General features: G+C 36.3%; 19 protein-coding genes. 2 read left to right on the top strand and 17 right to left on the bottom strand.

The window, feature by feature from the left end:
* Position 1 precedes the first annotated feature (1 nt).
* The 3 genes from D017_RS02145 to D017_RS02135 are packed head-to-tail and all read right to left on the bottom strand — an operon-like array spanning position 2 to position 1,508.
* Positions 2 to 634: a protein-tyrosine-phosphatase gene (locus D017_RS02145; protein ID WP_035334441.1), complete on the bottom strand. Its 633-nt coding sequence runs from the start codon at positions 632 to 634 to the stop codon at positions 2 to 4.
* Between the two features lie 25 nt (positions 635 to 659).
* Complete coding sequence (locus D017_RS02140; protein WP_035334439.1) at positions 660 to 1,127, bottom strand: DUF6428 family protein; 468 nt, start codon at positions 1,125 to 1,127, stop codon at positions 660 to 662.
* A gap of 48 nt (positions 1,128 to 1,175) precedes the next feature.
* Positions 1,176 to 1,508 (bottom strand): metalloregulator ArsR/SmtB family transcription factor, encoded by a 333-nt coding sequence (locus D017_RS02135; RefSeq protein WP_035334437.1) that lies wholly within the window; start codon positions 1,506 to 1,508, stop codon positions 1,176 to 1,178.
* 664 nt (positions 1,509 to 2,172) lie between these two features.
* On the opposite strand from D017_RS02135, the gene D017_RS02125 reads away from it, so the two are divergent.
* A complete protein-coding gene (locus D017_RS02125) occupies positions 2,173 to 2,847 on the top strand; it encodes a class I SAM-dependent methyltransferase (protein WP_035334434.1) in 675 nt (224 codons plus the stop codon).
* Here the strand turns inward: D017_RS02125 and D017_RS02120 are convergent.
* The 13 genes from D017_RS02120 to D017_RS02060 all read right to left on the bottom strand — a co-directional run bounded on the left by D017_RS02120 (position 2,844) and on the right by D017_RS02060 (position 18,768).
* The gene (locus D017_RS02120) at positions 2,844 to 4,298 is read right to left on the bottom strand and encodes an NAD(P)/FAD-dependent oxidoreductase (RefSeq protein ID WP_035334432.1); all 1,455 of its coding nucleotides are present in this window, start codon (positions 4,296 to 4,298) and stop codon (positions 2,844 to 2,846) included. The two genes, D017_RS02125 and D017_RS02120, sit on opposite strands and share 4 nt — an antisense overlap.
* 28 nt (positions 4,299 to 4,326) lie before the next feature.
* The gene (locus D017_RS02115; protein ID WP_035334430.1) at positions 4,327 to 5,217 is read right to left on the bottom strand and encodes a hypothetical protein; all 891 of its coding nucleotides are present in this window, start codon (positions 5,215 to 5,217) and stop codon (positions 4,327 to 4,329) included.
* Positions 5,218 to 5,418: 201 nt separating this feature from the next.
* Positions 5,419 to 6,294 (bottom strand): type II CAAX endopeptidase family protein, encoded by an 876-nt coding sequence (locus D017_RS02110; RefSeq protein WP_035334428.1) that lies wholly within the window; start codon positions 6,292 to 6,294, stop codon positions 5,419 to 5,421.
* A gap of 4 nt (positions 6,295 to 6,298) precedes the next feature.
* Positions 6,299 to 6,811, bottom strand: a complete 513-nt coding sequence (locus tag D017_RS02105) for a hypothetical protein (protein WP_152023844.1) — start codon at positions 6,809 to 6,811, stop codon at positions 6,299 to 6,301.
* Positions 6,812 to 6,847: 36 nt separating this feature from the next.
* Entirely contained in the window at positions 6,848 to 10,111 is a 3,264-nt protein-coding gene (locus D017_RS02100) for a T9SS type B sorting domain-containing protein (protein WP_225969321.1), read from the bottom strand.
* Between the two features lie 84 nt (positions 10,112 to 10,195).
* The gene (locus D017_RS15310) at positions 10,196 to 10,366 is read right to left on the bottom strand and encodes a hypothetical protein (RefSeq protein ID WP_160164951.1); all 171 of its coding nucleotides are present in this window, start codon (positions 10,364 to 10,366) and stop codon (positions 10,196 to 10,198) included.
* 282 nt (positions 10,367 to 10,648) lie between these two features.
* On the bottom strand, positions 10,649 to 11,260 hold the full coding sequence (locus D017_RS02095; protein WP_035334424.1) for a hypothetical protein: 612 nt from the start codon (positions 11,258 to 11,260) through the stop codon (positions 10,649 to 10,651).
* Positions 11,261 to 11,661: 401 nt separating this feature from the next.
* Complete coding sequence (locus D017_RS02090; RefSeq protein WP_035334422.1) at positions 11,662 to 12,069, bottom strand: SH3 domain-containing protein; 408 nt, start codon at positions 12,067 to 12,069, stop codon at positions 11,662 to 11,664.
* Between the two features lie 479 nt (positions 12,070 to 12,548).
* Positions 12,549 to 13,112: a hypothetical protein gene (locus D017_RS02080; protein ID WP_035334418.1), complete on the bottom strand. Its 564-nt coding sequence runs from the start codon at positions 13,110 to 13,112 to the stop codon at positions 12,549 to 12,551.
* Positions 13,113 to 13,280: 168 nt separating this feature from the next.
* Positions 13,281 to 15,434, bottom strand: coding sequence for a UvrD-helicase domain-containing protein (locus tag D017_RS02075; protein ID WP_081804617.1), 2,154 nt, complete (start codon positions 15,432 to 15,434; stop codon positions 13,281 to 13,283).
* Between the two features lie 286 nt (positions 15,435 to 15,720).
* Complete coding sequence (rnhA, locus tag D017_RS02070; protein ID WP_035334416.1) at positions 15,721 to 16,239, bottom strand: ribonuclease HI; 519 nt, start codon at positions 16,237 to 16,239, stop codon at positions 15,721 to 15,723.
* A gap of 434 nt (positions 16,240 to 16,673) precedes the next feature.
* Positions 16,674 to 17,402 carry a hypothetical protein gene (locus D017_RS02065; RefSeq protein ID WP_035334414.1) on the bottom strand — a complete coding sequence of 243 codons (729 nt, stop codon included), beginning with the start codon at positions 17,400 to 17,402 and terminating at the stop codon, positions 16,674 to 16,676.
* A gap of 454 nt (positions 17,403 to 17,856) precedes the next feature.
* A complete protein-coding gene (locus tag D017_RS02060) occupies positions 17,857 to 18,768 on the bottom strand; it encodes an NAD(P)/FAD-dependent oxidoreductase (protein WP_035337824.1) in 912 nt (303 codons plus the stop codon).
* 200 nt (positions 18,769 to 18,968) lie between these two features.
* Here D017_RS02060 and D017_RS02055 point away from each other — a divergent pair, with 200 nt between their 5' ends.
* On the top strand, positions 18,969 to 19,343 hold the full coding sequence (locus D017_RS02055) for a transcriptional repressor (protein WP_035334413.1): 375 nt from the start codon (positions 18,969 to 18,971) through the stop codon (positions 19,341 to 19,343).
* 187 nt (positions 19,344 to 19,530) lie between these two features.
* On the opposite strand, the gene D017_RS02050 is transcribed toward D017_RS02055, so the two are convergent.
* Positions 19,531 to 21,756 (bottom strand): polyribonucleotide nucleotidyltransferase, encoded by a 2,226-nt coding sequence (locus D017_RS02050; RefSeq protein ID WP_035334412.1) that lies wholly within the window; start codon positions 21,754 to 21,756, stop codon positions 19,531 to 19,533.
* Positions 21,757 to 22,187: the final 431 nt, after the last annotated feature.

Below are 22,187 nucleotides of genomic sequence, written 5' to 3'. Positions count from 1 at the left end.
GCTATGGTTTTATTTGAGCGAATACAAATAGTAATTCGGTTGCGATTTGTAGACTTCGTTCTTGGTATTTTTCTACCTGTTGCGGAGTGTTATCAAACGCTTTTGGATCATCATAAGTAATAGGAAAACGTTTTTCTGCACCTGGCACAAAAGGACAACCTTCATCTGCTTGAGAACAGGTCATTATTGCTCCAAACTTACTACTAGGGTTAAAATCATGATCCATTGTTTTTGAAAATCCAATCACTGGCTGCTCATTGCTTCCATATTTGATGCTGTACACTGGGTTATCAGACTCTGATATAATAGCTATCTGAAAACCTGCGCCCTCAAGTGTTTGTGCTGCCATCGGGAAGAGTGCTGTTGCCTCCGTACCACCAGAATAGCAAGACACATTTGTTATATCAAAGTAGCCGGCCATTGCTTGCGCCCATACTTGCGATAGGTGACTCCTACGTGAGTTGTGCGTGCAAATAAAATTAAGTCTAATGGCTTCTTTGTTAGAAGCCTTAGACTGTATATAATCTGCTAGTGGTTGCAAGACTGCTTTCCGCTGCTCAGATATCGAAGTTGTAGATAATCCTTCTATTGTTGTTACTATTTCTGGAAATAGTGCCGTTCTATTTATAGCCATGATGACAATATTTATAAGAGATTTTTTAGCAACATCCGCTACCTGGTTCGCAAGAACTTCCTGCTGGTATATCAGCAAATTGTAGCTTGGTCTTCTTCTCAGGAATACCACAATTATCTTTTGCGAGGCAATCTGTTTGCTTGCTAGTGAGTAAAAATGAAGTGCCATCAAAATCAAGCCCAAATTTCCCAATCGTGTCTGCTTGGTACTCTACTTCAATCTCAAGATCTCCCATGTGAAGCATCTTTTCAGAAAGTTGGATGATATCTAGTAACTTTTCTGGGTGAAGTCTGTGATCATAATCATCTGCATTCCAAAGTTGGAAATTTGCAACTTCCTCATAACGTACGGTACCTCCGCAATCAATAAAGTTTTTAGTGACTTTTCCCACTTCTGTAACGTGAAAGTGATTAGGAACTAAAGAGCCATCTGGCAACTGGAAAGAAATGGTTTTTAACTCTTGTAAAGCTGTTTTAATTTGTGATAGTTTCATAATGCTATTTGTTTATTGCGATAATGCGATTAATAAATGTAATTTTTTTTAGCAGCACTCTCCGCTACTCTTTAGATCTTGGTCAAGAAAAGCTGCCATTACATTTTTCATGGCGGTCCAGTTTTCTTTATCTATACAGTAGCACACACTCGTACCTTCCACATTTCCTTTAATAAGACCCAAAAGTTTGAGTTCCTTTAAATGTTGTGAGATGGTAGGTTGCGCAAGCCCTATTTCGGCAACTAGGTCTCCGCATACACAAGAATCTATTTTAAATAAATGCTGTAGTATGGATACTCGAGCTGGATGACCAAAAGCTTTGGCAAAAAGAGAAATCTCATTTTGCTCATCTGTAAACATCTCAGTTTTTGCTAATCCCATGATTGACTTATTTGTTGATTGCAATATTACGATTAATTGATAAGGTGTTATGCAATTGTGTGTTAATTTTTTAATTGTGTACTGCGGAGGTCTCCTTAAATCCAAGTATAGATAAATTTTGTTTAGCTTCTCTGTGTGGACATCTCCCTAAATCCCTCTTCGAAGAGGGACTTTTGATTGTTTTGTGGGTTGTATTTTGCTCTTGGCAGAGCAAGGGTTCTTTGTTCTAATTTGTGGTAAGTTGTTGTTGAGTTTTTCTGTGCGGACATTTTCTTGAATTGAATTATTAGGATATGGTATTCTTCTCTGTGTGGACATCTCCCTAAATCCCTCTTCAAAGAGGGACTTTTTATTTGTTTTGTGGGTTGCATTTTGCTCTTGACAGAGCATGTTATTGAGTTTCTCTTTGCGGACATCTCCCTAAATCCCTCTTCGAAGAGGGACTTTTGATTGTTCAGTTGTGTAAATATCTTCTTGAATTCCTCTTTGCAGAGGAACTTTTATTGTTTTCTTATGAGTAATAATTTGGAGTTTACGCTTTCGCGAAAGCGTGATACATCAATGCTAACATCGAATTTACCATAGCGATATTTTAATCCAAATTTCTTGATGGGTTGCAGGTGAAGAATAGATGTTAGTACTTTGAACTTTATAAACTTTTTAAATGTCAAAAGATAATCTCTCGGTGAAAGCTAAAAAACCATGGCCTACAAAAAAGGCGATGGAGCAGGTGTATGATTTGAACCTGTGGGGAGCTGGTGTTTCTGGTTTTTACTCTGGTGAAGGATCACACCATCCTGAGATTGTTGTTCCATATGTGGAGGCAGTGACAGCATTTCTTAGCTCTTTTGAAAAGCCACTTACAGTATGTGATCTGGGTTGTGGAGATTTTAATATAGGTAGCAAGCTTATTCCTTACGCACAGCGCTATACAGGTGTAGATATTGTGGCGGCGCTTATTGAGCACAATAAAGCTATCTTTAAAAATGAACGACTCAGTTTCAATTGTCTAGACATAGCTACAGAAGCACTTCCCAAGGGTGATTGCGTGATTTTAAGACAAGTGTTACAACATCTATCTAATCGTGAGATAGCGAGTGTTGTAAATAAATTGGTTTCTTTTAAATATGTAATTCTTACTGAACATCTGCCAGATGGTGATTTTACACCTAATCAAGATATTATTTCTGGTCAGGGAACTAGATTGAAGAAGAAAAGTGGTGTCCAGCTGTTAATGCCGCCTTTTAATATGAAGGCTGTGGAAGAACGACAACTGAGTGTTACGCTACCAAGTGATGGTAAGGGACGAATTGTAACGACACTTTATACGATGTTTTAATCCTTGTTTCTAAAGGATTTTCCCCGGGGGGCATTATTTTTTTCAAGTACTATAGGAGAATGTAAAAAAGCAGCTGCCTTTGAGGAGTCGGTTACTTTTGAGGCGGTGCGTTCTAGCATGCTTTCCTCAAAAGTGTTGAGTACATTTTCTCTTAATCCTCTTTCTTTCCAGTTTGATCCAGGCTTACAGCCTGCCGATATTGCTCTGGCTAGCGCCAGCGCATCAAGAAGTGCTTGGTTTGCGCCTTGTCCTTTAAAAGGGCTCATAGGGTGTGCAGCGTCGCCTAGTAAGGTGATTGCTCCAGCGTTTTTCAATAATTCAGGTTTTAATAGTGCTCTGTCGTAAGCAGGATAGCCAGAAATTAAGGTTTCTGGAGTCATTGTCATAATTTGTGGGATAGGGTAATGCCATTGCGTTCTCTTAATCGCTTCCTTTTTAAGTGTTGCTGGCCCCGCTTGATTGAGCGCTATCGCTTCTTGCTCTGAGATGGGGAAGCTAAGCTGCCACATAATAGCATCTTTGTCATAAGGCATCATGTAGATGCGCTCGTGACCATTTGCCGTTTGAAAAACCGTTGCTTGATCCAGTAGGGTGCTTTCTACATCATCTAGTTTGTCTAGCGAACAAATACCTAAAATCACCATGCAATCCAGGTATTGTAATGGCGACGTTTTCTCGTCTATAACGGTATTGCGCACTGCGCTGCGTATGCCGTCGGCACCTACAATGAGGTGGGCGTTTGTGGTTTTAATATTTCCATCTACTAGAAATTTTATTTTTAAAGTTCCATTTTGAGCGCTGCTGTGCTCCACATATTGATGTCCCCATTGTATGTGTGGCGAGTCGCCCAGTTGTTCTAGCAACGCAAGTCGTAATGATTGCCTAGCTATGTGAATATTGGTGCGCTTAGGGCTTGCATCATCATCTTCTTCCATCCACTTTCTCATGCCCCATTCACCTACGACCGTACCTTCTGGAGTATGAACGAGATGCCTAGTAGACACAATTCCCTCATCCAATTGAGTGATTCCAAAACCTTCAATTGCCTTGCTCGCTTGTTGCAAGGTAAGGCCGTAGCCTTGCGAACGTGCGTCAAAACTCTTATCGCGCTCATATAACGTAAACGGAACCCCACGATGTAAGCAAGCTACCGCTAGCGCCACACCTCCTATGCCAGCACCTATAATTGCCACGTGAGGATAGTGCTCTGTATCTGGTGATGGTGGAGATGGTGCTGGGGTTATACCGGAGCCGTTACATGCAATGCATTTGCTTTGGTGTCTTTTTGGTCGAGTGGGAGCGATGCCTTTTTTATCTGATTCCTCATACTCCGCAACCGCTCGCTGGTAAGCTAAGCGCACTTTCTTACGAAGTCGCTGACTTTTACTTCCCTGCCCATTACACGTAGTACAGGCGCTCCAACTTGGATTTGTAGGTGGTGAGGTGTTCACTTGTTTGGGATAGTTATTTCTGTGCTATTTACTGCTTTGTTTTCTTCTTGACAGTCGTTGCTTTTGTATTTGTTCTTTGTTGCATCATTAATTTTCCGCCAGGGGTAACACCAGCTTTATGCTCTAGACCAGGTTTCTTTACCATTGCCCTGTTCTTATGTCTCAAGCGCTCAGAAACTCTTCTGTAGTAGCCCTGCTTTTGTAGGTTTTCTTCGAGATTATTGATATAGTTGTTTAAAATCATATCTGGATTATCTACATCCTTACTTTGATTACCATCTACTCCATAAAATGTGGTTTCAAATTCTTGTTGAAATTGAGCAACCTTTGCCGTTATCAGCGCAGCTTCTAGTGCATTTATTTGCGCTATTAGCGGATTGTTTTCCGCATTAGGTAAGGGTTTACTACTTGGGTTTCTGTTAGAGATAATTTCAACCCCGGTAGATGGATTGCTATCTTCCGTACGCATTTGTCTTATGGATCCTTGGTCTAGTGCTGCTTGAGCTTCTGCTACTCCATTACCAAGTTTTAACTTATTTGTTGTGTTGCCCACTTCCACTACGGGTGGGAATTTTACAATTTCCTCAACATATACGCTAGGTGTCTTAAAGCCGCGCAAGTGCTTGATGTAGCCATTAAAGACATCATCCTTTGTGGCGTAACTAGATAAATCTTGTAACAAGAATGAATCTTGAAGTTGCATTGCCTCCATATCTTTGAGATCGTTCTCTAGTGCGTTGATTTTAGTAGTAAGCGGATTATTCTCAGGGTTAGCAATAGGCTCAATACTTGACGTTCTATGCGCTATCTTTTTTAAATAGACCGTATTGCTTTCAAGCTTAGGCTGAGCATCTTGCTTGTTTTGAGTAAATCCAACTGCAGTAACCATGAGTGCGAGTACTAACGATATTTTCTTCATAGTAGTGATGTATAATGACCCAACTATCAACATTGAGATAGTTGCAGGGTAGGTTTAACACTAGTCTAGTGAAAGACTATGGGTTAAAAGTATGGAAAATTAAATAGTAAGAGGTTGATGTGGGTAATCACGCTTTCGCGAAAGCGTACTCATTCCCCATAAGCTCTTATGAAATCAATATGTAATGGTTGAAACAGTTTGTTATGCTGTCGCTGAAGAGTCTTTGTTTTTGTTGTAATACCGAACTATCAGAATAATAGTAATCACCTGAAAAATGATAGAAAATATGGAGCCTTCAAAACCAAAAAGACCGCCGTTGAGGAGGTTGTTTTCTGTGATGCTAATTTCAATAAGATGATACGAATCAATACCACTTACATTGAAACCAAATAAGGTTTGAAAAAGGTTCCAGCTCAAATGCAGCGCGATAGGAAACCATAAATTCTTAGTGTACACATATGAAATCCCTAGTAAAATACCCGCTAGAAATAAGTTGGCTAGCGCAAACATATCTACATTAGGATTTACTGCGTGAAGCAATGAAAACAACAGCGCCGAAACAATAAGAGCGATGTACTTATTAAAAGAAATCATCAGGTTGCGCAGTACGTAACCACGCAGCAGCGCCTCTTCTAATATCGCAATATTTACAAACGTGAGGATGGAATACAGCAGCTGTATAGCATCCCAATGGAAGCCCTTAAATTGAATTTCGCCCATTGATAACATGATAAGATAACCCAGCGCCATGATTGCCGCGCCTATAAGTAGACCAACGATGATGTCTTTCTTCCTGTTTTTTAGCGCAAAACCTAACTCGATAAAAGGTTTTCTATCTACAAATTTTATAAAAATCCATATCACAGTAAGTGTTCCTAGTAAAGAGAATATGGTGCCTACAAATAACTGGAAAGGAGACTTCTGTGTAGGAAGCTCATTATAATCTATGCCAATAACATAGTAGCCTATGAGCTGAAATATACCAACAATAAATAGGTAAGGAAGGATAATGGCAAGCACTCGTATCCAGCCTACGTGCTTGTTTATGTGAGGTTTAGGTGTGGTGTTTTGAGGCATTTAGTTATTGATTGATGATGTTGTATTTTAGTTTTTCAAAGGCAGGCCATTTTGAGCTTACACTAGGATATACAAGGTGTACTCTTTTAAAAGTATCATCAAGCTCTTCACTATCATTGATCTTTTTGAAATCTAAAATTGCTGTGTAGGTGTTTCCTACATGATAAGGAATATAATAAGCTAAGCTCTTTGTCAATAATTGATTTAAGTAATCTTGAAAAAGAGGTACAGTAGCTTCTTTAACTAAGTAGGACTGTGAATCTAATTTTGCTGCGGTATTACCATCACAATTATTATCAAAAATGGTGATAATGGCCGTTAGTTTTCTGTCAATTCGTGTAAGTTCAATGGTTTCTTCGTGCCCACCAAATTCTCCACAATCATCAAAATATCCAGAAAGGATTAATACATAATTCTCAGATATTGAGCCGAAAGGGTGTTGTTCTAGATATTTAGAATACTCACTCTTTTGATATTTTCTTTGAGAGAAGCTTTGAAGGCTAATAAATAAGGTCAATATTATAAGGAGATGTTTTTTTAGCATTTTTTTTACTTATCTCTTAAGTGTAAAGTGTCCAGAAAATAGAGTCCCTTGACCAAGATCTACGCTAAACCAATAGTCGCTTGACGGCATTTTTTGACCTCTGTAAATACCATTCCACCCTTGCTCTGAGGGAGAAAGTTGTTTCAATAGCTTACCGAATCTATCGTATATGTGTATTTTGGCACTTGGGTAATTTGTTATTCCATAGATGTGCCAAAAATCATGATAGCCATCATTATTAGGTGTGAAAAATTTAGGATAATCGACTACTGTTATTTTCTTACTATCTTTTCCACAACCTTCCTTATCTCTTACTTGAACGTTATAGATTCCGCCTGAAACATCAGAAAAATAATTGCTGTTTTGAAAATCAATTCCATCAATTGAATATTCAAAATCACCAACACTTGAAGTAATTATCTCAATAAAATTATTTCCTAGTTCACCATATCTTACTTCTTGAATTTCTGGTAGCGCCGAGCGAATTAATGTAAAATCAAAATAATTTTCACATGAAATGCCATTTTCCATTTGAGCAACTATAACCGTATAGTTTCCTTCTGTACTGATGTTTGCCGTCCTTGTATTTGATATAGTAGTGCCATCTTCGTATAGCCACAAGTATGATTCAAAACCTGCCTCTACATTAAGGGATAGGCTGTTTTCTGAATTACAGATAAAATATTCTTCCTCTAATTGTATTTCAGGTAGTTCATTAATAATCAAGTTAAATGAGGTTTCTGAATAGCATAGTGGGTTTAATTCATTTTCAACCTTTACGTTTATAGTTTGATTAAAAGCTACGGTATTCAGATAAGGATTAGGCAGCGGACTAGGTAAGGCATTACCTGAATTATCCCAATATGTTACGATTAGACCTGTTTGATTCCCAAGAAGGGTATTCTCAATTTGTGATGTGTCAAACTGTGAAAAGCCATCAGTTTGATTACATGCAAACAAGCTGTCTAATTCATTTATTACTGGTTGCTGAGAGGTTTCTAGTGTCAATATGGTCTCTGAATAGCAATCTGTTGATGGATCAGTAACTCTAACAATGATGTCCTGAATGTCTGGTTCTGTATTTGTAAAAGGGTTTGGTAATGGGTAGGGTAGTAAGGCTCCTGCAGTGTCGTAATATGAAACCTGCATTCCAGATTGATCACCCATAACTTGACTTTCTACATTAGAGGTGTCAAAATATTCTGAAATGCCGTCTTCGTTATCATCACAACCTGTAAGAATCTCGATATCATTTGCTATTGGATTTGCTGCAACATTCAAATTAAAGGTTGTTTCATTAGAGCACCCGGTTTGATTATTTGTCGCTTTAATTGTGATTATCTCTTGCCATGGTGTACTATTTGAGTACGGATTAGGTAGAGGTTCTTGAAGTTCTACTCCGTTACCATTGAAAAATTGTATGGTGCTATTTGGTTGATTTTGCGATATATCTGTAGCTATCATACTTAAATCAAAATCCGAATATCCTTGTGTTGCATTTTCACAGTTAGTGATATCTGAAATGTTTTCAAGAATAGGGAGTGGGGTAGTAATCAGATCAAATGAGGTTTCAGAATAACAGCAAAGATTATTGTTATGAGCAACTCGCACCGTTATTGTTTCTAGATTACTAACAGTGTTTGTAAAAGGATTGGGCAGTACATCATACTCATTACCTACGCCATCTATAAAAGTTACAGTTTTGTCTTGCTGTCCACCTAATACCTGATTGGTGATATTTGACACGTCAAAAGAGGAAATACCAGTACCTTCCATATCTTCACATTGTGTTATGTTGCTAATTCCGTAGGCTTGAGGTGGTTCGGTTACAGAAATTGTTTCAGTAATAACTTCTGAGCTGCCGCTAGTTGTGGTTATAGTAGCGGTAACGGTGTAAATTCCATCTGCAGAAAAATCATGGAATGGTGATAATTCACTTGATGTCTTGCTGTCGCCCGAAGCAACATCACCAAAATCCCATAATACCGACGTAATCGTAGAATTACCTTCGAGACTAAATTCTTTTACAAATTCAGCACAAATATTTGAGACGTTCATTTCAAAATCATTATAAATGTTATTTACTTCTCCAGTAACATTTATGTAAAAATTTGCATCAGGAGCACCTATTTGTGTAGCTGTTGCAAAACCATTAATAGTATTTACATTTCTAGTACAGCCCCTTTGCCAAGAGACATCATTGTCTTGAGTACTTCCTGCTATGAATGCTAAAGCACTGCCGTAAGTAATGCCTTTGTGTACTTCTACTAGAATTCGTTCTACATTTGGAGGTATAACTACAGGAGTGTCAAAGGCAATATTTATAATTTGTGGATTATCACCTATATTGGGTGAAATTTGCTGGTATTGACTACTACCTATTAAATCAGACTCGGAAAAAGAAGATGGAAAATTATTATCAATCTTATAAATCCTAAAATTTAGTTCTGGTTGATAGCTAGATTTGGTAATTCCAACTTGTCCAGAGTTAATCGTAAATTCTTCATTAGTTGAAATTCCAAATTCTTCTAAGGTGAATGCTCGTGACCAGTATATATCTGAAGATGTACAAGAATGTATATTAGTTTCAACAATATCATCACAAGCATTATGGGATAGTCTTGTGATTGTACCTCTACTGTTTACATCAATAACATTTCCTGTTACGTTAATATAAAAGTTTGCATCATCAACCGGAGTGATTAAATCTGTTGTTGGCGTTATATAGCCATTGTCATCACAACCCCAATACCAAGAAACTCCTGTATCTTGTTCTGTGCCCGCTATAAAAACTTCACCAGACTCTTCATTATAAAAATCATCTGTTTTTGAAACTGTAACTAATATTCTTTCGGTTCCGGCAGGTACTATAATTGGTCTATCAAAGTCTGTCTCTATAATTTCTGGAGTTCCATTGATTTCTGGAGATTGACCTAGACCATAACCACCCAAATGTGTAGTTGGATATACTGAGTAAGGATAGTAAGGGAAATCGCCATCAATACTATAGATATTAAATTCAAGATAAGCTCCAGTACTTGATTTACTGAGCCCTACTTGTCCAGATGTAATTATAAATTGCTCACTAGCAGCTATACCAAAATCGGATAATTTGAATATGCGAGACCAGCTTTCATCACGTTCACATGATGTCATATCCGTCTCTACAGGAGTTGATCCAACATTATGACTAAGAGTTATTTGTGAATTACTTTTGAAAACTACACTAATGCATATAAGTAGGAGTAATTTGAAATGGAGATTACTATTCATTTAATTTTATGATTGATGATGATTTAATGGATGATGTTGTTATTGATATGAAGAATTTAGAGTGTAGATATGTGTCTACTGACTTCAGTTACTTTTTCTATTTTGATTAATCACAATCGCACCAATAAGTGATGCTCCTATGACAATACCTCCTATAGCCTCTATGAATTTTCCGCCATTAAATACACCATAAAGTGCAAAAACTATGGAAGCGATGCCTAATCCAATAATGAAATTTTGTAATGGTTTACTCATGATTTTTGATTGATTGTGTTGTTAAAGATTTGGTATTGCAGAGATGTAGTTGAAAATTATTTAGGCTTCTATTAATTATCTCAATAATTCAAATGTCCCTTCTTCTATACTCATCACCACCATTTATATAGTCTGAGACGCAAGTTTTTGCGAGCACAATAAACAAAATCATAAAAACGATTCTGTATAAGAAGGATTTTGATTTTTCAAACATGTGGTGGTGGGGTTGGGAGGTTAGTTTAGGAGGTTTTTTGGTTTTTAGCTAAGTTCTTTATCGGGTTTTTACTTTTGATTTAATTCAATAGAATCCGCACTATGGATTTTGATTTCCCAATCCTTATCAATCACTCTCCATCTACTAAAACCGCTCAATATTTTATTTTCTCTCCATTTTTTATCAAAATAGTAAAGTAAACGAATTTCATTTTCATAACTGTTTTCCGTTTTATAATTGATTTGTTTTCCTTTAAAAACTATAGTCTTATTTTCTTCAGGGGCTAAAGTGTCAATTTTAGTCAATGCATTACGACCGATGAGCGTAATGTTTGAAATTCCAAGTTCAGATGTATTAATGACTTTTACGTTGATTTGATTACTTTTTTTTAATGCGTAAGATTGAACAAACCATATTAACGCTGAGCATATCGTTAAAGCGAAAATATTAATACTCGATTCTTTGATACCGTTTAGAAATCCGAATTTTTTAAAATTCGAAATAAGTATAATTAATAGCGATAATGTTATTAAAGGAATTAGTACAAAGGCGAAAGAATAACCAACGAAGAGATAAAGGCTTTTAAAAATCTCAAATCCGAAAAACCCAATTCCTAGTAAAAGTGAAATTCCTAACGAGTAATAAAAAACTTTATTTGCTATTCTCGAAATTTTATTCATTTTGTAGTTTTTTAATTGTGCAAAACAGTCTCATGTGTAAAGCGTAGCACTAAAAACAAGCTCTTGAAAAAAGCCTTTCCCATAATAAAATCAGGAAGTCCTACTTTAAAAAACTATAAGCTAATAGTAACTTAAAGCATTGGCTGAGTGCGCAGCTGAATAGGTTTGTTTTTTAATTATCTTCTTTATTTAAAACTTCTTTTCTGTGATCCACTTAGATACTATTCCTTACGAGCAATTAGTAAGCGGGTTACCGCATAACCATTTACTTTCAATCCAACCTATATGGTGGTTATATTCAACTTTTATCCAATTACCGCAAATCTCTATTATGTTAAGACCAGCTACTTGCTCTTCAAAAATCACAAGAGTCTTACCACTTTCTGGCTTATCTAGTAATTTTAATGTTCTCCTTGATAATTACGAGTGTCAACAGATATTACAGAGCCATGTATCCAGCCTTCTCCGCCTGGGATATTGGTATCATTTTCGACGCCCATTATCGGGTTTTTAATTTTAAACCATCCGTTTTGTGACGCTGTGAGCCTCAACATATATTCAAAGTTTACATCATCCTTTGTGAGTGTTGTTATGATCTCTCCGTTAGGATTTTTACGAATATTGGTACCAGACTTGTCTGCGTCATTTAGGTACGCCTCTATTTCATTTGGGTAACAACTTTGCGAGTGTATATCACTTCCTAGTAGCGCACTATCACCTTTACTTTTTGACTCTAGGTTAGTCTCTGCTTTTTGCGCGCAAGAACTAAAGACTACTATGAGAAAACTGTAAATTATTACATTTTTCATATTAAATATTGAGTAGATGAGCAATGAAAATAAAAGAACTAAGTATTAAAAATACAGCATTAAGGGCTATAGTCTTTCTGCTAGATTTTTTAATAATAGCCATAACTAGTAACACTAAAAATAGAATTAAAAAACCCAAAGAAATTTTTGGTGAGTACTTATAATAAAAATCATAACAACCATTAGTAAATAAGCAATATAGCATTGCCGCCAGATAGATAGTAAAAGAGATTTTTATGAGGGCGATGATCTTGTTATTCATCATAATTTGAAACTGTTAGTTGGGTGATTAGTTTTGAGGTTTCCTGTATACTTAGGTGTGTAGTGATGTCTCCGTATATGGAAAACAATCACTAAAATGACACTATCTTTTAAGATTAACACAGAGCCGAATTTTTGTGTTTTGTCTTTAATTTTTTTATACTAAAAGTAACTTTTAAGTAGGCTTGTTTTTCAATTCAGTTCTTTGTTGCAAAACGTTAATTATTCAACGGAAATGTTATTCCGACTGCAAATGCTCCAACATACTGTTCAACAGAAGGCTGAAAGTAATAAGTGAATCCTAAGTCAACATTGTTATTTCGTCCTAATTCTAACCCTAAGGAAAAAGGTATGTGGTAAATTATTCCGCTTTTATCAATATTATTGAAAGTAGTAAATGTTTCAAATTTCCCAATAGAAGTTCCTATGCCGATCTCGATATAAGGTGCAACCCAGGGAATTGGAGCTCTAACTCTTGATTTTCCACCCAATAAAAATGCTTTTGATTCGGCTTTTTCATCCGTTGGATTGTCATTTAAGTCTTTTCCGTTTGAGTTAGTTAATATTAAACCAGCATATGGTCTTAATTCAAACCAAGAAGTTACTTTTAGTACTAATTCTCCTTGAGCAAAAAATCCATCATCTACTATTTCACCAACGCTATTATTCGGCGCGCTCAGTCCATATCCGATTTGGACGTTTAATGATTTTTCCTTTACAAACTGTGCATCAACTAAATTAGATGTCAGAATCATTATTACTAATACCAGAGTTTTTTTCATATTGTTTTATAGAGGCTCCGTGTAGGAAAAGTATCGCTGAAAATAAGCTATAGCTTTTCGGATTACACACGAGCCGAATTTTTGTGTGTTGTCTTTAATTTTTCTATTCTAAAAGGAACTTTTAAATAGGTTTGATTTTTAACTCAGTTCTTTGTTATGGGCTGGGTTTTATTTGTCTAAATTTTGTTCTTCTCCGCAATATGGACAAAATGTGAAGCGTAAATCCAATTGATTGTTGCAATTCGAGCATAAAGTTATTTGTTCAATTACTGATTTAAAGGGTATGCTTGTTTTGAAAGTAAAATCATCCGGAATTTCCTTTAGAAAACTTGATTCATTCCCTTTTTCCGTAATCAAGAATAATTTATCTTTAGCTCTTGTAATTGCAACATAAAATAGTCGCCTTTCCTCTTCAAGTAACAAATCGTGATTTGATTTTTTAATTACCTGATAAACTCTGTCTTCCATCCAAATGTCTGGAAATCCACCGTTTCCCTCAGTCAGACCAATTATAAATACTGCTTTTGCCTCAAGTCCTTTTGAAGCGTGAATTGTTTTACCCGAAACCCAAACTCGCTCTTGTTTAAATCGTTCAAAATATGGACTATACATTTTACTTCTACGATACAAAAACAGAATATCTTCTTTTGTATATCCTTTGTCTTTTAGTTTGATGACTTGGTCAAGGACATATTCAATGTTTTCAGCTTCATTTTTGCCTGCATAAATGTGAATTTTACTACTTGATTTTTTATTTGAACGAACATCCTTATCCACCTTGAACTTGTTATGCTTAATTACTTCATTACTTGCACCAACAATATGTTCGGTACTCCTGTAGTTCATACTTAATTTTATGGTTTCAGATTCTTTAAAGTGCTCTTTGAAGTTGACTATATAATCTACATTTGAACCCCTGAAACCATAAATACTTTGCCAATCGTCGCCTACGCAAAAAAGTTGATTGTTGTCGGTGAGCAGAAGTTTTATTAACTCGACTTGTAAGTTATTCACATCTTGGAATTCATCTACAAGAATGTACTTGTATTTTGCTCTAAACTTATCTGCTATTTCTTTGTGATTATTGAATAACGAGATAGTTCTTGTAATCATATCATTAAAGTCTAGATATGATTTGTTGGTGCAATACGATTGATATTGCTCAATGATTGGAATTGCAAGTTTATAAAAGTCTCTTACTCTTTCGTGTTGGTCTTTTTGTGATTGTTCTAATACATTTTTAGCTGGTAAATTCTCCACTTTAACCATATCAATCACTCGCATAGTCTGTCGTAGATAATCCTTAATTTCTTTATGATATGATTTGAATTCTTCTTCAAATGATAAAGCAGTTGAAAAATGATAGTTTGAAGGAAGCCTGTTTTTTACAATTCTCTCTAGTGCTAGATTAAATAGAGCAGTATCATTAGTTTGGTGCTCAAATGTTTTGACTAACAATTTATTTGCTTTGTTGAATTGTTGCTCTTTTCCTTTAGTTGGGTAGCTTTTTTGACTAACGTGTTCTAAATATAAATTAGCTTCTGGAATATAGAAATCTGGTCGAAAATCAAAATCCCTAAAATTTACGTTAGGCTCATATTCAAATTTAATGCTGTGTCTATAAAGCCAATTAGCTATATATTGTTCAGATTTAGACCGAACCTTTGTTCCATTTAACGTTGTGTAGAATTTACCATCTTTAGGTAAAGAAATACGTTTGTCTTTTTTAATATGAATTTTGTCAATCATATAATCTAAAATGTACCTTTTCAAGTCGAGTAGGTACTCATTAGATTCACAATTCTCGATTAAGATTTTATGAATGACCTCAAAAGCGGTTTCTGTTGCAGAGTACTTGGCAAATTCATCATCTTTTGCTTTGGTGTCCCCAATAATTTTGAATTTATTGTCAAATTCATTTACACCAAAGTTTCTGATAATACTGTAACAAAGACTATGAAACGTTCTTAATGTTAAGTTGTCAATCCATTTGTGCTTTTTAGTGAAAAAGTAGCGTTCAGTATCTTTCTCTTTGGTTGTTCGATTTTTATCTGCAAGAATTCCGGCATATTCTTCCGTGTCGTCTGCTGAAATGATTAATCTATCAAGCATTTCATTAGCAGCATTTTTAGTAAATGTAATTGCTAAAATATTACTTGGATTTATACCCTTTTCTTCAATGAGGTAGATTAGTTTTTGAAGTAGTGTTTTGGTTTTTCCTGAACCTGCTCCTGCAAGAACAAGAAGTCTTTTACATTTGGAAACTACTGCTTGCCTCTGTTTTTCATTAAGTCCGCTTAAATCGGTTTTAGTTATTTGCATATTTTATTTTAGTCCTTATTCTGCTGGAATTTTAATCTTATTGAGCTATGGGTTTCAAGTATTGAATTTATTTAAACAGTTTGTTTTGGTCAATGATTTCTCTTTTTCCATCTTCTGTCATGTACATTGTTTTACAAGAAGGGCAAAAAAGATAATATTCAAAATAATATGATTGACTTGGTTTTATTTTTTTCTTTTTGGGTGTTTTCTTTATTACGGGCTCTCCACATTTTCGGCATTCATCACCTACGTTTTTTATCTTAACTTTGCTTTTTTTGTTAAATGTTTAATTCGTGTGTGAACTTTGATAATTGTCAATTTCTATATCTTGATATCCAACATCATCTACAAGTTCAATTGAGTTTATCCCATTAGTTGCAAGGGCGTCACAGCGTTCATTTTCCGTATGTCCTGAATGTCCTTTAACCCAGTTGAATTCTACATTATGTTCAGATATTGCATTTAATAATCTGTCCCATAAATCACTATTGATTGCTGGGCTATTTTTTTTTCTTTTCCAACCGTTTTTTTTCCATTTTTCTGCCCAACCTTTTGTTATTCCGTTAATCACATATTTGGAATCTGTAAACACTTGAACATTAGATTTTGTTTTTAATCGTTCAAGTCCAAAAATTACTCCCATCAATTCCATTCGGTTATTAGTAGTTAATTCATAACCTTGAAAAAATTCTTTTCGTTTTCCTTTATATGACAAAATCACTCCAAAACCACCTTGCCCAGGATTTGGTGCAGCTCCTCCGTCAGAAAAGAGTTTAATATCTGGAATTTCAGTCCATTCTTTCATTGGTGGTTATTTTGCAGCTAACTATCGCATAACAGCAAGTTCACTATTTTTGGCCTGTAAGCCTAGTAAAATTGTGTGCTAGATAACTATTTTAGTTTAATAAATTGTATCTCGTTTAAGGTTCTGTAAATGCGGCTAGGTAAACCGTTACGCTACAGTCCTCTAAAATACACCACTACAACCAATCTCCTTTACGCATTTCCTCATTATTACCATATTTCTATAAGTTATTTTTAATGAAGCCTTGGGAAGTGTTGTGGTTGCTCACATTTTCGCGAAAGCGTGCCACAAAAAAAATCGGCTACCCTGTGAAGGATAACCGATTTAAAATTAATCTATTGGAATGAGTAGATATCAAATGTATGAAATCAAAGGTGTACCAATCGATTGGTATCTCGAAATGGAAATGTGCAATCTGGAATTCATTACATTTTTTAATTAAAACTAAATTGAAACGTTACTTCAAAATAATCACAGCCTGAACAATTATTTGACGTTGTTGTGAACTCTTTATCTCCAGCTTTAAATTCACTTGTGTTAAAGTAAGTATTACTAAAGGGATTAATCTTGGTTATTAAGTTGTCATTGTTATCATAGAATTCAACTTGATAAACGGCGCCATTCTGAGTACTATTGCTACCGTCATCTAAGCCAATAATATTACCTGGGAAATCGATATTCCAGTCGATTGTTTCTGGAAATAATGAGCTAATATTTTGCCTTGCCTGAGAAGTATATGTATACGAATTACTTCCGTTCAAACGTATTTCAAAAATTTTAAAGTAAAGTGAGCTGTAATTTTGTGGGATGTCTTTTAATGTTACTTTTTCAAAAAATAATGCTTGGGGTCTCGTTATAGTAATAGTGTCTTCAGTTTGTATGTCGAATTGATTGGATTTTAATCGAATTATGTAATCTCCAATTCTATTTGCATCAAAAGTTAAATCTTGTGTTGTAAAGGTTTGAGTCTCGAAATCTGAAATCACCTCCCATATATAACCTCCATTTTGGTTTGTTGTAGTATTTGTTACATTAATATTGGACGATGCGAATCGACTCCCATTTTCAATATTAAATGATAAATTAGGTTGAAGTTCATCTTCGTCAGTTCCACAACTATTTAGTGTTATAAGAGCAATTGTAAGTAGGACTATTTTTTTCATTATTTATAGGTTTTAGTTGTTATAATAGTTTTTAAAAATTTACTTAATTTATTTTTGATTAATATCATTCTTTTATTCGTGAACTTATCTTTATCCATTGCCTTTGAACGATAATGGTCTAGGCTTTTTAAAGCAAAGAATAAGCCTACTAAAATACACTACTACAACCAATCTCCTTTACGCATTTCCTCATTGTAGCCATATTTTTACAAGTTATTTTTGATGATGCCTTGGGAAGTGTTGTGGTTGCTCACATTTTCGCAAAAGCGTAGCACAAAAAAAATCGGCTACCCTGTGAAGGGTGGCCGATGTTATTGTGATTTACTAGTGTTATTTGTTCTTACAATGATTTGATGGCTAAGATGAGGATGAGCTATAAAAAGTAGCTGGTTATACAGCTGCGTGAGTTTATGGGCACATATTAGCTCTCAACATAAAGAAACGATTGCTTTTTTTATGTAAATGCTGCTTCGGTCATCTGGTTATTCATTATGGCACCTGCCATATTTCCTGCAGCAACAGCTTTTGAAACAGCTCTAAAAAGGCTCGAATTATCTCCGCAAGCAAACACGCCACCTACCGTAGTTTTTTGAAACTCATCTACCTTGATAAGCTTTTGCTCCGTAAGCTCGCATCCTAGCATTGCTGGAATGTCGCAGTGTTGCTCAATTTCTGGTCGTGCGTATATAGCATCTAGTTCAAATGTAGTATTGTCTTTAAACACAAGTTGCTCTATTTGCCCGTGATCATGTTGCAACTGCGAGATCTCCTTTTCAATTATTGAGATGTTATGTCTCTTTATTTTATCGTGTTGTTCTCTGGTGAGTGTTGATGTGCCATTTGTAAATATAGTAAGGTCTGTTGTCCAGTTACGTATGAGCTGTGCATAGTGAAAGGTAACATCTCCATTTGCTATAATTCCTGTTTTTTTGTGCTTTACCTCATAGCCGTGGCAGTATGGGCAATGTATGGCAGAGATACCCCAGCATTGAGAAAAACCTTTAATATCAGGCATTATATCTTTTACCCCAGTGGCAAAGATGAGTTTGCTGGCTTTAAATTCCTCTCCCTTTTTTGTAGTTATACTAAAACCATCATTGGTTTTCGCTCCACTAATGGCAAGGTCATTATGGATTTGAACAGTGTTATACTGTAATACCTGAGCTGTTGCTTTTCTTGCAATTTCACGGGGCTTTTCACCATCTTGAGTTATAAAGTTGTGTGAATGTGGTGTCTGTCTATTACAAGGTAAACCGCTATCAATTATAAGTACGTCACGAAGGGATCTCCCTAATGCCATAGCAGCTGATAGTCCTGCATAGCTGCCGCCAATGATTATTACATCAAATTTTTTATTACTAGTCATAACATGTATAGTGTTAAAAGCGGTTAATGGAAGAGTTGATATCATCGCAGTTAATGCAAGTGCGCCTTGCTTTATAATTACCCTCCTTCTCATTGCTTTATTTTTTGGTAAATATACAACAAGTACACACTATTGCGACAATGTCGCAATAAAGTTAATGCGATTAATTTGCATTAACTTTGTATTTTTAAAAGCAATGCATGAAACGTAGGAATACTCCATCTAAAGAGGCTGTGTTAAATTTACTTTCAAACACAGGGAAAGCGATGAGTCGTGAGGCTATCGAGCAAAAATTAAATGTAGAAATTGATCGAGCTACCATTTATAGGGTGTTAAATCGCTTTCATGAAGATGGAATGGTACATAAAATTATCGCCGAAGATGGCAAGCAGTACTTTGCTCTTTGCATGGACTGCGATGATAAGAATATGTCTGATAATCATTTTCACTTTCGCTGTAAAAGTTGTGACACCATCGAGTGCTTGCCAGAAACAGTCCATTTTACTGTGCCAGATGGCTATAGTGTAAACAGTATAAATTGTGTGTTAAGCGGCATATGTAAGGATTGCGCGTAAACTTATTATTTCTTGCATGGGTGGCATGTTATATGAGTAGATTTTTAAAAGAAGTTTTTAATCACGATTCCTCAGATTACGCTTTCGCGAAAGCGTAGCACAAAAAAAATCGGCTACCCTGTGAAGGATAACCGATTTTCTATTATTGATTAGTGTAAGTGTTTAATGACTTACAGCTATATGAGAATTAATCTCTCTTACGATCGTCACGTCTGTTATCGCGACCACCACGGTTGTCACGACCACCACGATCGTTACTGCGCTCTCTAGGAGCTGGTGCAGTATAACCTTCTGGCTTGTCTAGTAATGCCTTGCGAGATACTTTTTCCTTACGTGTGCGCTTGTCTATACCGAAGTATTTTACTTCAAGCTCTTCACCCATAGAAAGTACGTCACTAGCATTTTCTGTACGTTCCCAAGCGATCTCAGATACGTGTAATAATACTTCGTTACCTGGAGCGTCAAGATATTCTACTACTGCACCAAAATCTAGCATCTTGATTACCTTCACCTTGTATGTGTTACCCACAACTGGCTTAAATGTAATAGAGTCTATCTTTGCAAGTACGGCGTTGATACCTTCTTGACCTGTTCCTAAGATTTCTACGATACCTTCTTCTGTTACTGGATCTTCGTTTATCACGATGGTAGTTCCAGTTTCTTTCTGAAGTTCTTGTATTACTTTTCCTCCTGGGCCTATTAATGCACCTATGAATTCATTTGCAATACGTACACCTACCATTTTAGGAGCGTATTCTTTTACGTCCTCACGTGGAGCTGCAATCGTTTCTGTAATCTTATCAAGGATATGTAAACGACCTGCACGTGCTTGTTGTAATGCATTTACAAGAATCTCATATGATAGTCCTTTTACTTTAATGTCCATCTGGCAAGCCGTAATACCGTCTGCCGTTCCTGTTACTTTAAAGTCCATATCTCCTAAGTGATCTTCATCTCCAAGGATATCAGAAAGTACTGCATACTTACCGCTATCTGCATCAGAGATAAGTCCCATTGCGATACCAGAAACTGGCTTTGTCATCTGTATACCTGCATCCATCATTGCCATTGTACCCGCACATACTGTTGCCATAGATGAAGAACCGTTTGATTCTAACACCTCAGACACCACACGTACTGTATAAGGACAATCTGCTGGTACCATTCCTTTAAGGCCACGTTGTGCAAGGTTACCGTGACCTACCTCACGACGTGAAGTACCACGTATAGGTCTTGCCTCACCTGTACAGAAAGGAGGGAAGTTATAGTGAAGGTAGAAGTTTTCTTCTCCTTCATGTGATGGCATGTCTATTTTATTTGCATCTCTAGACGTACCTAGCGTTACTGTAGCTAGTGCTTGAGTTTCTCCACGTGTAAACACGGCAGATCCGTGTACAGATGGTAAGTAATCTACCTCACTCCAGATAGGGCGTATCTCTGTAGTCTTACGACCATCAAGACGAAGTCCTTCATTAAGTGTAAGATCACGTATTGCAGCCTTTTCGGCAGCACGGTAATACTTAGATACAAGATCACCAAAGTCTTCAAGTTCTTCCTCAGAAAAAGTTGCTTTGATCTCTTCTTTAATTTCTTTAAAAGCAGCGCTACGCTCATGCTTTGCAGATCCGGCTTGTGCGATTGCATATACCTTATCATACGCCATGTCGTGTACCTTTTGTTTAAGGTCTGCATCTTCTCTTTCGGCTGGGTACTCGCGTACTTCTTTTTTACCAAAAGCTTCTGCAAGGCGTATCTGTGCCTCACACTGTACTTTAATGTGGTCGTGAGCAAATTTAATTGCGTCTGCCATTTCTTCTTCAGAAATTTCATCCATCTCACCTTCTACCATCATCACAGAATCTGCAGAGGCACCTATCATCATATCGATGTCAGACTCTTCTAGCTGTGCTCTAGTAGGGTTAATGATAAACTCACCGTTTACACGTCCTACTCTTGCCTCAGAGATAGCACACTCAAATGGGAAGTCAGATAGTTGGATAGCAGCACTTGCTGCAAGACCTGCCATAGCATCTGGCATAACGTCATCATCATGAGACATTAACTGGATCATCACCTGAGTTTCAGAGTGGTAATCTTTTGGGAATAATGGACGTAGTACACGATCCACAAGACGCATAGTTAATACTTCACCGTCAGATGGACGTGCTTCTCTTTTAAAGAAACCACCTGGGTAACGACCTGCAGCTGCAAACTTCTCACGGTAATCTACCGTAAGTGGTAAGAAGTCTACGTCTTTACTCTCGTAGTTTGATACTACTGTACAAAGCAACATACACTTTCCAGACTGTACTACTACAGATCCGTGTGCTTGCTTTGCAAGTTTTCCTGTTTCGATAGAGATTTCTCTTCCATCACCAAGGTCGATGACCTCTTTGTAAACCTTTGGAATCATAAAATGTGTTTTTCACCTCGATCTATGTCGAGATATTCTCACGTGCAAAGGATTGTTGTAATCCCGCTTTCGCGAAAATTGTTAATGTTAGAACACCCTTCGTGGGTATTCCATGTGTCGTTGCGTTGTGTAGTTGATGTATCTGTAAAAAGATACGGGATGATTAAAGGGTAGTTACTTCCCAAAAATCGGACACCAATGAAAAACTAGCTGTGAAAGCTTTCTCTGCCGTTTTTGTTATGATATGTAATCATACAAAAGGTCTTATATAATATGTTTTGCCTGTGGCAAAAATCTGAAATTTTAGTAACTAGCCATTATGGTTGTGTACTAATGTGTTTTCAGAATGTGATCCGTTTTGAAATTTCGCGAAAGCGTATCTCTCAAAACATCGGTATTAAATATATAGAAAAAGGGAGCCGTGAAGCTCC

The organism is Dokdonia sp. PRO95, from assembly GCF_000355805.1.
In the GTDB taxonomy this organism is placed as follows: Bacteria; Bacteroidota; Bacteroidia; order Flavobacteriales; family Flavobacteriaceae; genus Dokdonia.
The sequence above is the reverse complement of the archived record's forward strand: the minus strand, read 5'-3'. Positions and strand labels throughout refer to the sequence as shown.